Origin of the sequence: Pseudomonas sp. 2995-1, assembly GCF_002742505.1 — a bacterium.
In the GTDB taxonomy this organism is placed as follows: Bacteria; Pseudomonadota; Gammaproteobacteria; order Pseudomonadales; family Pseudomonadaceae; genus Aquipseudomonas; species Aquipseudomonas sivasensis.
On sequence record NZ_LJSA01000490.1, the window covers coordinates 59205 to 72612 of the forward strand.

11 protein-coding genes are annotated in these 13408 nt (G+C 59.5%); 5 read left to right on the plus strand and 6 right to left on the minus strand.

What is annotated here, in order from left to right:
- Positions 1-57: 57 nt before the first annotated feature.
- Genes AOA61_RS24920 through AOA61_RS24940 form a run of 5 tightly spaced genes read right to left on the minus strand, consistent with a single transcriptional unit; the run spans position 58 to position 5528 of the window.
- Positions 58-786: an alanyl-tRNA editing protein gene (locus AOA61_RS24920; protein WP_032887578.1), complete on the minus strand. Its 729-nt coding sequence runs from the start codon at positions 784-786 to the stop codon at positions 58-60.
- Between the two features lie 2 nt (positions 787-788).
- A complete protein-coding gene (locus tag AOA61_RS24925) occupies positions 789-1781 on the minus strand; it encodes a serine O-acetyltransferase (RefSeq protein ID WP_032887580.1) in 993 nt (330 codons plus the stop codon).
- A gap of 37 nt (positions 1782-1818) precedes the next feature.
- On the minus strand, positions 1819-2733 hold the full coding sequence (locus AOA61_RS24930; RefSeq protein WP_032887582.1) for a PLP-dependent cysteine synthase family protein: 915 nt from the start codon (positions 2731-2733) through the stop codon (positions 1819-1821).
- A gap of 15 nt (positions 2734-2748) precedes the next feature.
- A complete protein-coding gene (gene moeB, locus AOA61_RS24935) occupies positions 2749-4611 on the minus strand; it encodes a molybdopterin-synthase adenylyltransferase MoeB (RefSeq protein WP_099602940.1) in 1863 nt (620 codons plus the stop codon).
- A gap of 23 nt (positions 4612-4634) precedes the next feature.
- Complete coding sequence (locus AOA61_RS24940) at positions 4635-5528, minus strand: DMT family transporter (RefSeq protein WP_160385034.1); 894 nt, start codon at positions 5526-5528, stop codon at positions 4635-4637.
- Positions 5529-5688: 160 nt separating this feature from the next.
- Here AOA61_RS24940 and AOA61_RS24945 point away from each other — a divergent pair, with 160 nt between their 5' ends.
- Positions 5689-7113 (plus strand): PLP-dependent aminotransferase family protein, encoded by a 1425-nt coding sequence (locus AOA61_RS24945; RefSeq protein WP_032887586.1) that lies wholly within the window; start codon positions 5689-5691, stop codon positions 7111-7113.
- Between the two features lie 115 nt (positions 7114-7228).
- Here AOA61_RS24945 and AOA61_RS24950 read toward each other — a convergent pair whose 3' ends face one another.
- On the minus strand, positions 7229-8047 hold the full coding sequence (locus tag AOA61_RS24950; RefSeq protein WP_027603681.1) for a pyruvate, water dikinase regulatory protein: 819 nt from the start codon (positions 8045-8047) through the stop codon (positions 7229-7231).
- 178 nt (positions 8048-8225) lie between these two features.
- Here AOA61_RS24950 and ppsA point away from each other — a divergent pair, with 178 nt between their 5' ends.
- The 4 genes from ppsA to AOA61_RS24970 all read left to right on the plus strand — a co-directional run bounded on the left by ppsA (position 8226) and on the right by AOA61_RS24970 (position 13396).
- Positions 8226-10601 carry a phosphoenolpyruvate synthase gene (ppsA, locus tag AOA61_RS24955; RefSeq protein WP_032887588.1) on the plus strand — a complete coding sequence of 792 codons (2376 nt, stop codon included), beginning with the start codon at positions 8226-8228 and terminating at the stop codon, positions 10599-10601.
- A 106-nt stretch (positions 10602-10707) separates the two neighbouring features.
- Complete coding sequence (locus AOA61_RS24960) at positions 10708-11697, plus strand: alpha/beta fold hydrolase (protein ID WP_032887590.1); 990 nt, start codon at positions 10708-10710, stop codon at positions 11695-11697.
- A gap of 187 nt (positions 11698-11884) precedes the next feature.
- Positions 11885-12376 carry a ribonuclease E activity regulator RraA gene (rraA, locus tag AOA61_RS24965; protein WP_032887592.1) on the plus strand — a complete coding sequence of 164 codons (492 nt, stop codon included), beginning with the start codon at positions 11885-11887 and terminating at the stop codon, positions 12374-12376.
- A 24-nt stretch (positions 12377-12400) separates the two neighbouring features.
- A complete protein-coding gene (locus AOA61_RS24970) occupies positions 12401-13396 on the plus strand; it encodes a zinc transporter ZntB (protein WP_099602941.1) in 996 nt (331 codons plus the stop codon).
- Positions 13397-13408: the final 12 nt, after the last annotated feature.

The window sequence follows — 13408 nt, forward strand, 5'->3', positions numbered from 1 at the left end:
AAATGTGGGAGGGCGGCGCGACGATTCGACTTGCCCCCTCCCACATTTGAATTGCGTTCATTCGAACCGCAGGATCACCCGGCGATTGTGCTTACTCTTCTTCTCGATCTTTTCGCAGAACACCCGGCCGATTTCCTCAGTGTTGATCACGTGGGTGCCGCCGCACGGCTGGATGTCGATCCCGGCAATTTCAATCACCCGTACCGAACCTTGGATCACAGGGGGGGCGACCGCCTGGGTGCGGGTGATCTGCAGCAGGGTGGAGTATTCCGTGGCAGCCATCGACAGGGTTTTCACCGGGTGAGCCTGTTCGATCAGCGCGTTGAGGTCGCGGGTGATGCTGTCTTTGTCGAGGGTCATTTCCGGCAGGTCGAAATCCAGGCGACCTTTGTCGGCACTGATGCTGCAGCCCGTTACCGGTGCATCGATGAGCGAGCACAACAAATGCAGGCAGGTGTGCATTTTCATGTGCTGGTAGCGCCGTGCCCAATCCAGCCCGGCATCCACCTGTACTCCGGCAACCAGTTGCTCGGGGCAGTGTTCAACCTGGTGCCAGATGATCGAGCGCAGTACTTGGTCGCGTACGGTGCCGATCACTTCGACCCGCGTACCATCGGGTAAGGTCAAGTGGCCGGTATCGCCCGGCTGTCCGCCGCCGGTGGGGTAGAACAGTGTGTGCTCCAGGGCAATGCCGTGCTCGCTAACGGCAATCACCCGGGCGCTGAATGCGTTCTGGTAGGGCGCGCTGTCATACAGCGCCAGGGTTTCCATGGAGTGCACGGACATGTTCAACCTCCGACGATCAGTGGGCTGGCTTGCAACAGGTGGCGCACCATTGCACTCAAGCCAGGGGGGGAAAGCAGGGTTATTTCAAATTCCGGGCCGCAGATTTTCAGGTTCAGCGGCAGGCGCGGCAGTTGATTGCCGGCTTCGACCCGGTGCAGACGAAATTGGAGGTGATGACGCTCCTTCACTGTCGGCTCCAGCATCAGCCCAGGCAAAGGGTGGAAGTCGGCGTCCAGCACCGTCACCTTGTGGCTGGCGTTGACCTCGCCGACCACGTGCAAGCGCTCCTCCAGGGCGAAGGCGCCAAGGTAGCTGCTGTGGTCCGATTCATCGTTTTTCTGCAGTTGGATCTGGTTGACCACCTTGACCTTGGTCCCGGCGGGCACGTCCTGGGTGATCACGCAGGACGGGCTGATAAACACGTTATCGCCAATTAACACATACCCCAGCACCCGGGCACCGGAGCCGACTTCGACGTTGTTGCCCAGGCGTGGATGGCGCTTGCCGTCAGGGTTGTTGGCAATGCCTCGAGCGCCGAGGGTCACGCCGCAGAGGATGTAGCAGTCGTTGCCGATCTCGCAGGTTTCACCGATGACCGTGCCGTAGCCGTGGTCCAGTACAAAGCGCCGGCCGATGCGCGCCGCCGGGTGTATCTCGGCGCCGGACAGCACTTTGCCCTGGTTGCTGAGCTTGAGGGCGATGCGCGAGAACACGCCGTTGGTCTGGTCGGGGAAATTCCACACAAGGTGCGCAAGCCGGTAATACAGCACCGCCTTGAACGAGGCATAGGATTCCAGAATCAGCTCGCCGCGACCGCGTGAAGCCGGGTCGCGGTAGGCATAGGCGATCAGGTCTTCGGCCACTGATTGGGCGGCGCTCTGGATCAGCGGCGCCAGGTGCGGTTCCAACTGTTTCATTTGCGCAGGCGTCAGGGTCTTGATGAGTTGGGTGAGCAACTCATCATGCAGGTGTTGCATGTCGATAAAGCCGCCCATGGAGGAACCCCCGCATTCTGGCTGGTTGGAAAACCGGTTATTCGAAACTGGGCAGGTAGCTGTCGGCATTGTCGTAGACCATGGTCAACACCACCGTTTCGGGCGGCAGTTCGGGGGCAAGCCTGGCGACGGCCACCATGTTGGCGGCGGAGGAGAGGCCCAGGCTGATGGCGTCGGTGCGCATGATGCGTTTCATCATGTCGATGCAGTCTTGGCGCGAAACCTTGAGCATGCCGTCAATCACATCGAGGTTGAGGATGCTCGGGATCAGCCCAATCGACAGGCCCTGGATATGGTGCGGCGCGTGTTGGTTTTTCAGCAGGTCACATTCTTCCGGTTCCACGCCCATTACGCGTAGTGCCGGCCAGGCGGCTTTGAGGGTTTCGCCGATACCGGTGATATGGCCACCGGTGCCGATGCCGCTGACGAAGTAGTCCACGCGGCGATCACCAAAGGCGCGGAGGATTTCCGGAGCGGTGGTGTCGCGGTGAGTCTGCGGGTTGGCGCCGTTACGTTGCTGGTTGAGCATCACGTAGTTGGGGTTTTCCAGCTGCAACTCCATGCATTTTTCACCGTGGGAATTGTTGCCCAGGCGGCTGTCCGACAGCACCACCTTGGCGCCGTACAGGCGCAGCAGCTTCTGTTTTTCAGGGCTGTAGTTGTCGGGAATCACCAGCACCACCTTGTAGCCCAGCACGTTACCGGCCATCACCAGGCCGATGCCGGTGTTGCCGCCACTGGGCTCGATGATGGTTTGCCCGGAATCGCGCATCAGCACGCCCCGGCGCTCGGCGTCGAGGATCATGCCAAGGGCGATGCGCGCCTTGTGGCTGCCGCCGGGGTTGAGGGATTCGAGCTTGGCGTAGACCTCGATGCCGAGGTCTTCGGAAAACTGCGCCAGACGCACGATGGGCGTGTGGCCGATGGCATCGAGGATCGAGTTATGCAACATCAGTCAGTCCTCAACTCAGTACAAGGGCATGTCGGGTTCGACGTCGCGAACCCAGTGCTTCATGCCGCCTTGCAGGACTTTGGTGTTGGCAAAACCTGCCGCGAGCAGCGTACTGGCCGCTTGCTCGGCGCGGGTGCCGGCGTAGCAGATCAGGTAATGAGTGTTGTCGCGGCTGAGGCGGTCGAGTTGACCGTCCAGCTCGGCGAGGGGGATGTGCACCACCCCCGGTAACTTGCACACCTCCAGTTCGCTGGCGTCGCGCACGTCCAGCAGCACGTCGGCGCTGTGCGGGTGTTCGAGCAATTGCTTGAGAACTCGCGGCTTGATGTAGCGCTCTTTGGCGAGTGACGGTGCGCTGGGCATGGTGTCGGCGCACACGGCTGGCGCGACCGTTTCACTGTGGCGCAGTTCGGAGCAGCACGGGCAGTCAGCGCGGCGTTTGAAGCGGATCTCACTGAATTTCATCGCCAGCGCATCGAAGCGCATCAAGCGCCCGGACAGCGGTTCGCCAATGCCGATCAACAGCTTGATGGCCTCGGTGGCCTGGATCATCCCCACCACGCCGGGCAGTACGCCAATCACGCCACCGGCGCTGCAATTGGGTGCCAGTTCTGCGGGCGGTGCGCTGGGGAACAGGCAGCGGTAGCACGGCCCGCCCTTGTAGTTGAGGACGCTGATCTGCCCGTCGAAACGGTAAATGGCGCCATACACCAAGGGTTTTCCAAGCTGTACGCAGGCGTCATTGACCAGGTAGCGGGTGTCGAAATTGTCGGTGCCGTCGATCACCAGGTCATAGGCGCTCACCAACTCCAGGGCGTTGTCGACATTCAGGGCGGTGTCGTGGGCGTTGATCTGGATATGACTGTTGAGGTCTTGCAGGCGTTGCTTGGCGGATTCGACCTTGGGCATGCCGAGGGTGCTGTTGCCGTGGACGATTTGGCGTTGCAGGTTGCTGCTTTCTACTACATCGAAATCCACCAGGCCCAGAGTGCCGACACCGGCCGCCGCCAGGTACAGGCTGATGGGGGAGCCCAGGCCACCGGTGCCGATGATCAAGACCTTGGCTTTTTTCAGGTTCAACTGGCCTTCGCGGCCGACGCCCGGCAGGGTGATGTGGCGCACGTAGCGCTGTACTTCCTCGTTGCTCAGACTGTCGAGGTCTATGCCGCCGGACGTGGCGAGCAGCACTTCGATTTTGGCTTGTTCCGGCAAGGGTTCGTCGGCACCGATCAGCTCTTCTTCGGCGGTAAACAGGAAGTGTTCCTTGAGCTGGTTGTTCTTCTCGTGAAACAGGTGCGCACGCAACTGCGGGTGGCTGCTGCAGAGGTTTTCAATGACTTCGCGCAATGTCGATCCGGTGCTCTCAAGGGTCGATTCCGGCAGCTTGGCCACGCGAACCAGGATATCGGGGAAAGAGACAGCGTTCATGGACAACTCCGTGTGCAGGTCGTTGAAGGGTTGAAGGGCGAAATGTTTGCCATCCCAGGCAAATAGCTTGGAACCGAGGGCCTGGCCCTGGCGAACATCCACCACCAGATAGCTCACGGGGTAGATCGGCTCGCCCAGGAACAGCGCCTTGTCCTGGTCCTCGTCGCTGAAATACGCGCCGACGTCCGGGTGGGAGTGGTAGATCACCACCACGGGGTTGTCGCTGCGAAATGCCTTGTTCAGCAGCAGGGTGTCGGCCACCGAGAAGGTGTAGCCGCTGGCCGCGCTGCGCGGGTACATCTCGGGGTTCTTGTGGTGCAATTCATTTTGGATATTGCTGCCCAGGTACACGCTGCCGTCGGCAAAGACGTAGCCACAGCATTCCTCGGGATAGCTGCGGCTGGCGTGGGCGTAGATCTGTTCCAGGGCGGTGGGGCGGAGGACTTCCATGTTTCTCTCGCGTTGGTTGTGGGTCAATTTTTCTTGGCCATGAGTTTTTCAATCGGCAACTTGGTGATCGCAAAGCCAGCCAGCAGGATGGCCGAATACAGCATCAGGTCGCGTGAAATCGCCACGCCTTCGTACCAGGCGCCGATGATCACCGCGAACACCGGGAAGATGATGAACACGAACGACAGGATGATCGGGCTCAAGCGCTTGAGCAGCATGAAGTACACGATGAACCCGCCCACCGAGGCCACCAGTCCGAGGTAGAACAGGGCACTCCAGGAGCGCAGGGTGATGTCTTCAAAGGTGGGTGTTTCAAACCACAGCCCGGCGACGAACAGCATCAGCCCGGCGATGCCGATGGGCAGGGTGTTGTAGGTGATCACGCTGATGGCGCTGCCTTTCTGCTTGGTAATCACGTAGCACAAGGCATGCATGATCGCGGCGGTCAGAATCGCCAGTACGCCGAAGAACTCGGCGTGGTCCAGATGCAATCCCTGGCTCCTGATGATCATGTAGAGGCTGCCGAAGCCGATGCCGATGCCGACCACTTGGGAAAAGTAGATGCGCTCGCGCAGAAATAACGCGGAGAAAATCAGGATGAATACCGGCATGCAACTGAAGAGCAGGGCGGTCAGGCCGGACGAGACATGCATCTCGCCATAGTTGAGCAGGTAGTAGGGAACGCTGAAGTAGGACAGGGTCACGAACACGAAGAACCAGCGGCTTTCGCGGGGAAACAGGATCGGCTCGCGCCGCACCATGGCAAAACACAGGAACAGCGGGAACGCGATCAGGAAACGCAGGCCGGCAGAGGTCAGTGGCGGCACGCTTTCCACGGCAATTTTGATGCCCAGCCAGGTCGTGCCCCAACTCAGGCACACGATCAGGAACATCACACTGGTGATCAGCCCGGCCAACCACTGTTTTTGAGTGTTGGTTTTGGCGTTGTTTTCTATAACGGCGGACATTGGCATCGTTTATTGCTTCCCTGAGCCGGAATTGAACTCTATATTGAACTTGTAATGAGTTATGAAATTCGGCGATTGAACCCGTAAAAGCACACTATTAGGGCGAAAGATGGCTGTCAAAACAAATATTGACATGGTGTCAATTATGCGTGAGGGCTTGTCCAACGGTCAGGGCGTGAAGTACAAGCGCCTGTCCGATGTCATGGAACGGGGCATCCTCGAAGGCTTGATTGAGCCGGGACGAAAACTGCCGCCCCATCGGGTGCTTTCCGACAATCTGGGTGTGACCATCGGCACCATCAGCCGGGCCTACGGTGAGTTGGAGCGCCTTGGCTTGGTGGTTGCGCGAGTCGGTGACGGAACATTCGTGCGCAAGCGTGGGATGGAGCGCCAGCGCGATGAAGGCTTTCGCAACGTCAGCGAGGAGCCGCGCCAGTACTTCGATATGAGCCGCAACATGCATATCCCCGGGCAGGAGACGGCGTTCCTGGCCCAGAGCTTCCAAACCTTATCGACCAACGCCAAGTTCCTTCAGGACATCAGCGCCTATACCCCGGACGCTGGCCTTCCGCGCTACCGCGAAGCGGGTGCGCAATGGCTGGTGCAGAGGGATTTTCATCCGATTCCCGAGCAGGTCATCTGCGTCAATGGCGGCCAGCACGGCCTGCTCTGCGCGATGATGGCGCTGCTGCGTGCCGGCGATACGGTGGTGACCGAGCAACTGACGTATCCAGGCTTGATCACCGCGGCGCGCATGCTTGGCATCCGCCTGATCGGCCTGGAGATGGATGACGAGGGCGTGTTGCCGAATGCGCTGGACGAAGTCTGTCGAAACCACCGGATTTCGGCGCTGTACTGCACGCCGACGATCCAGAACCCCACCACCGCCGTGTTATCGGTGGCGCGCCGCGAAGCGCTGGTCAAGGTGTGCCGCGAGCACAATCTGCTGATCCTTGAAGACGAAGCTCATGGTGTATTAGTCGAAGACCGGCCGCCGCCCCTCAGCCATTTCGCCCCCGAGCGCACGATTTTGATCAGCAGCCTGAGCAAAGCCGTTTCCGCCGGGCTGCGCGTGGGCTATGTGCATGCGCCGCCGGCGTTGGTCAGCCGTATTTCGGCGGCCTTACGTTCTACGTGCTGGATGGCTACGCCGGTGACCTTGGAACTGGCCACGCAATGGATCGAAAATGGCACGGCCGAGTACCTGCTGCGCCAACAGATCAACGAGATCAGCCGGCGTAAAGCCTTGGTGAGTGACCTGCTGGAAGGCCTGGCATACCGCACCCACCTCAATAGCCCGCACTTCTGGATTGAAGTGCCGGAGCCGTGGCGTGCGTCGGAAATCGAGGCGGAGCTCAAGCAGAACAATTACCTGATCGCCACCGCCGAAGCATTTGCCGTAGGGCAGACGGCGGTCCCGCAGTTTATTCGGGCGAGTATCTGCAATACCTCGGGAGATGATCAGTTGTTGCGAGCGGGGTTTGATGCGTTGGCGACGGCGTTGGGGCAGGGTGGGGGCAGGTTCCATCTGTAGAGTTGAATGTACGCCGACCCAAATGTGGAAGGGGGCTTGCCCCCGATGGCGGTGGATCAGTCAATTAATCTGTCAACTGACACGTCGCCATCGGGAGCAAGCCCCCTCCCACAGGTTATTTGAACCTGCGCTCCACACCTTTCTCCACCAGAATCTTCGCCGAAATCTCTTCCACCGAAAAATGCGTGGAATTGATGTGCGCAATATTCTCGCGACGGAACAGATTTTCCACTTCGCGCACTTCAAACTCACACTGGGCATAGCTTGAATAGCGGCTGTTGGGCTTGCGCTCGTTGCGGATGGCGGTGAGTCGGTCCGGGTCGATGGTCAGGCCGAACAGCTTGTGGGAATGAGCGCGCAGGGCGGCCGGAAGTGTCAGGTGCTCCATGTCGTCTTCGGTCAGCGGGTAGTTGGCCGCGCGGATGCCGAATTGCATGGCCATGTACAGACAGGTGGGCGTTTTGCCGCAGCGCGACACGCCCACCAGGATCAGGTCGGCTTTGTCGTAGTAATGCGTGCGGGCGCCATCGTCGTTGTCGAGGGCGAAGTTCACCGCCTCGATACGCTCCATATAGTTGGAGTTATGCCCAATGGAATGGGACTTTCCTACGGAGTAGGAGGAGTGTTCGCTCAGCTCCTGCTCCAATGGCGCCAGGAAGGTCGAGAAAATGTCGATCATGAAACCATTCGACGTTGCGAGAATCTCACGGATGTCTTGATTGACGATGGTGTCGAAAATGATCGGCCGAAAGCCGTCTTTTTCAGCCGCAAGATTGATTTGTTGTACCATGGCCCGCGCTTTATCCACGCTGTCGATATAGGGCCGCGTGAATTTGGCGAAGGTATTGTTTTCGAACTGCGCGAGCAGGCTCTGACCCAATGTTTCGGCTGTAATGCCGGTGCCGTCGGAGATAAAGAAAGCAGATCGTTTCATTTGAGCCCTGGGCCTTAAGCTGATGGCGAATCTTGGATATGATAGGCGCGATTTTGCCGTCCCGCAGTGGGCCGCATTCTCACTTATTTTCCAGGTCCAGGCCACAAGCGCGGGCGTTAGCTCCTACTGAGCCGCCGGCGTCCTGAGCTTTTCCAACACAGAAAGTGGAGAGATCACCTTGGTAGAGTACGTAGTTTCCCTCGATAAGCTCGGCGTCCATGATGTAGAGCACGTGGGGGGCAAGAACGCATCCCTCGGCGAGATGATCAGTAATCTTGCAGGCGCTGGTGTCTCGGTGCCCGGTGGTTTCGCCACCACGGCCCAGGCTTACCGCGATTTCCTCGAACTGAGCGGCCTGAACGCTCAGATCCACGCCGCGCTGGACGCCCTGGACGTCGATGACGTCAATGCCCTGGCCAAGACCGGCAGCCAGATCCGCCAATGGATCATGGACGCCGAGTTCCCCGAGAAGCTCAACGAAGAAATCCGCACCGCCTTCGCCACATTGTCGGCCGGCAACCCGGACATGGCTGTCGCCGTGCGCTCCTCGGCCACCGCCGAAGACTTGCCCGACGCCTCCTTCGCCGGTCAGCAAGAAACCTTCCTTAATATTCGTGGCGTGGAAAACGTGATCCGCGCCGCCAAGGAAGTGTTTGCCTCTCTCTTTAACGATCGCGCCATTTCCTACCGCGTACACCAAGGTTTCGACCACAAGCTGGTGGCTTTGTCTGCCGGTGTGCAGCGCATGGTGCGTTCGGAAACCGGCACCGCCGGCGTGATGTTCACCCTGGATACCGAGTCGGGCTTCCGTGACGTGGTGTTTATCACCGGCGCCTACGGCCTGGGCGAAACCGTCGTACAGGGCGCGGTCAACCCGGATGAATTCTACGTACACAAGCACACCCTTGAAGCTGGCCGTCCCGCCATCCTGCGCCGCAACCTGGGCAGCAAAGCCATCAAAATGATCTACGGCGACGAGGCCAAGGCCGGTCGTTCGGTGAAAACCGTTGATGTGGACAAGGCCGAGCGTGCACGTTTCTGCCTGTCCGACGCGGAAGTCAGCGAGTTGGCCAAGCAAGCGATGATCATCGAAAAGCACTACAAGTGCCCGATGGACATCGAATGGGCCAAAGACGGCGACGATGGCAAGCTGTACATCGTGCAGGCCCGTCCGGAAACCGTGAAGAGCCGCACTTCGGCCAACGTCATGGAGCGCTACCTGCTCAAGGAAACCGGCACCGTGCTGGTGGAAGGCCGTGCCATCGGCCAGCGCATCGGCGCCGGCAAGGTGCGGATCATCAAGGACGTGTCCGAGATGGACAAGGTCCAGCCAGGCGACGTACTGGTCTCCGACATGACCGACCCGGACTGGGAACCAGTGATGAAGCGTGCCAGCGCTATCGTCACCAACCGTGGCGGGCGTACCTGCCACGCGGCGATCATCGCTCGTGAGCTGGGCATTCCGGCAGTTGTAGGTTGCGGCAACGCCACCCAACTGTTGAAGGATGGTCAAGGCGTGACCGTGTCCTGTGCTGAAGGCGACACCGGTTTCATCTTCGAAGGCGAACTGGGCTTTGACATCAAGCAAAACTCCATCGACGCCATGCCGGACCTGCCGTTCAAGATCATGATGAACGTCGGCAACCCGGACCGTGCCTTCGATTTCGCGCAGTTGCCGAACGCCGGTGTGGGCTTGGCCCGCCTGGAGTTCATCATCAACCGCATGATCGGCGTGCACCCCAAGGCGCTGTTGAACTACGACGGCCTGCCGCTGGATATCAAGGAAAGCGTCGACAAGCGCATCGCCGGTTACAACGACCCGGTGGGCTTCTACGTCGAGAAGCTGGTGGAAGGCATCAGCACCCTGGCGGCGGCGTTCTACCCGAAAAAGGTCATCGTGCGCCTGTCGGACTTCAAGTCCAACGAATACGCGAACCTGATCGGCGGCAAACTCTACGAGCCGGAAGAAGAAAACCCAATGCTGGGTTTCCGTGGCGCCTCGCGTTACATCAGCGAAGCGTTCCGTGATTGCTTCGAACTGGAATGCCGCGCGCTGAAACGTGTACGTAATGAGATGGGGCTGACCAACGTCGAGATCATGGTGCCGTTCGTCCGAACTCTGGGCGAAGCGAGCCAGGTCGTGGACCTGCTGGCTGAAAACGGTTTGTCCCGTGGTGAAAACGGTCTGCGCGTCATCATGATGTGCGAACTGCCGTCCAACGCCATCCTGGCCGAAGAGTTCCTGGAGTTCTTCGACGGTTTCTCCATCGGTTCCAACGACCTGACCCAACTGACCCTGGGCCTGGACCGCGATTCCGGGATCATCGCTCACCTGTTCGACGAGCGTAACCCTGCGGTTAAGAAGCTGCTGTCCAATGCTATCCAGGCCTGTAACAAGGCCGGCAAGTACATCGGCATCTGCGGCCAAGGCCCTTCCGACCACCCTGACCTGGCCCGTTGGCTGATGGAACAGGGCATCGAAAGTGTCTCGCTGAACCCCGACTCCGTGCTGGAAACCTGGTTCTTCCTGGCGGAAGGCCAAGCGTCCGCCTAAAGTCGCTACGTCAAAAGTGCCGGTCACTCGTTGTGGGTGACCGGCATTCTTATCTGTGCAGGGCGGATCTCCTTCCGGACGCCGCCCTTTTTTGTGCAAGAGCATTATGCAAAGCAGCAGCAATCTGTTTCCCGTCGCCCTGATCAGCGCTGAACGTCGTGGCGACCTGAGTGAAGATGTATATCGCCTCAAACCCGGTAATAGCCCCGACGGCACCGTTGAGCTGGCAGTTACCCGTTTGGGCCTTGCCGATGTCCCGGAAAACCGGGGCATCCCGGTTATTTTGTTGCACGGCAGTTTTTCTAATCGGCGTTTCTGGTATTCGCCTAAAGGCATCGGCTTGGGTGCTTTCCTGGCGCGCCAGGGCTTCGATGTGTGGATACCGGAAATGCGCGGCCATGGTTTGTCCAAGCGCAATCATGACTACGCCAAAAATCGGGTCGCCGACTACGCGCGCTATGATTTGCCGGCTATCGGCGCGTTTGTGAGAGAGCAAAGTGCGCAGATCCCCCACTGGATCGGGCACTCCCTGGGCGGCACAGCCTTGGCGGCAGCGCTGGGTGGTGAGCACCTTGGCGCGCCGGCAGTGGCTTCCGTGGCCTTGTTTGGTTGCCAGGTCAGTCGCACCCACTGGCCATTGAAGCTTCCTCCGGTGGAGTGGACCGGTCGATTGCTTCTGAAACGCTTCGGGGAATTGTCCGGCTCGCGCCTCAAGCGCGGTCCGGAGGATGAGCCCGCAGGCGTGCTGATCGAAGCCATGCGTTGGAATGGCCTGTTTGGACGCTTTGGCGAGGGTAAGCAGGACTGGTGGAAAGGCCTGGCAACCGTCGATGTGCCGCTGTTGGCCGTCAGTGCTGCCGGTGATCAACAGGACCCTGATTGGGCATGTCGCAAGTTGTTCGAGCAAATCGGTTCTGAGCATCGGCAATACCTTTGCCTGGGCCGCCAGCAAGGTTTTACCGAGGATTTCGGGCACGTGGAAATGCTGGTGAGCAAGGCCGCCCAGGCCGAAGTATGGCCGCTGGTGGCGCAATGGTTAAAAGATCCGCTCACACCGTTGCTTGGCGCCCCGGTCGATACAGTGGCGACGGTTTGACGCAGCGCTCTGCCAAGGGCGTTTCGCTTGTGCGAGGTTGCGGCTAAGATATGACGCGCTGAACGCTTCTGGTCATATTCAGTCGCGCAGTGGCTCTTGCGTTGCGGCGAGGCGAAAGGGATGTTCCCCGTCCGCTTCGGCCGGTACTTCTTTGAAAGACACTTCTCTGGCAGAAAGGAATTTTTCGATGAACCATTACGTGACCCCCGACCTGTGCGACGCCTACCCGGATCTGGTGCAGGTGGTCGAGCCGATGTTCAGTAATTTTGGCGGCCGAGATTCCTTTGGCGGCGAGATTGTCACCATCAAGTGCTTCGAAGATAACTCGCTGGTCAAGGAGCAAGCCGACCAGCCGGGCGCCGGCAAGGTGCTCGTGGTCGACGGGGGCGGTTCCCTGCGGCGCGCGTTGTTGGGCGACATGATCGCCGAGAAAGCCGCAAAAAACGGCTGGGAAGGGTTGGTGATCTACGGTTGCATCCGTGATGTCGATGTCATCGCGCAGACCGATCTTGGTGTCCAGGCCCTGGCCAGCCACCCGATGAAGACCGACAAGCGCGGCATCGGTGACTTGAATGTGGTGGTCACATTTGCCGGCGTGACCTTTCGTCCGGGTGAGTACATCTATGCGGATAATAATGGCGTGATTGTGTCGCCAAGCCCGCTGAAAATGCCTGAATAAACCGCAATAACCGACGGGGTGAGGATGTTCGAGGAAGAAAACGCGCAATGGGGGCTGGTGCATGCCCTGGTGCTGGACGGTAAAGGCGGTGCGCGTTCGATTGCCCGGACTGAGCTCGACGACTTGCAACTGCAGCCCCAGGAAAGCCTGTGGCTGCATTGGGATCGCAGCCATCCGCAGACCCAGACCTGGCTGCGTAAATCCAGTGGCCTGAGCGAATTTGCCTGCGACCTGCTGCTGGAGGAGAACACCCGCCCGCGCTTGTTGCCGCTGCCAGAGGGCGAGCTTCTCCTGTTCCTGCGCGGGGTTAACCTCAATCCGGGTGCAGAGCCCGAAGACATGGTGTCGGTGCGTATCTTCGCCGCCGCCAGCCGCGTGATTTCCTTGCGCCTGCGCCCGCTGCGCGCTACCGAGGAACTGCTTGTGCAACTGGCGGAGGGAAAAGGGCCAAGAACTGCGTCTGAACTCATCCTTTATATGGCGCAGTACCTGACCAATAAAGTGCAGGATCTGGTCACGGACCTCTCTGAAGTCGTGGATTCCGAGGAAGAAAAACTCGATACCGACGAACGGTATACTCCGGAGCACGGCAGCGTGTTGCAGATCCGTCGACGAGCGGCAGGGCTCAAGCGATTCCTCGCGCCGCAGCGGGACATTTTTGCTCAACTGACGCGGATCAAATTGCCATGGTTTTGCGATGACGATGCCGACTATTGGAACGAATTGAACAACAGCCTGACCCGCTATCTGGAAGAGCTCGAATTGACCCGCGAGCGCGTGGGGCTTGTGCTGGAGGCCGAAGACCGGCGCTTGAGCGTGCGCATGAACCGCACGATGTATCGCTTTGGGATCATCACTGGAATCTTCCTGCCCATGAGCTTCTTGACCGGCTTACTGGGTATAAATGTGGGAGGCATACCTTTCTCTGAGAGCCCCTATGGCTTCATCATTGCGTGCCTGTTGATGGTGTCGGTGGCCCTCGGACAATGGTGGCTATTTCGGCGGTTACGCTGGGTTTGAGCTGAATATCAC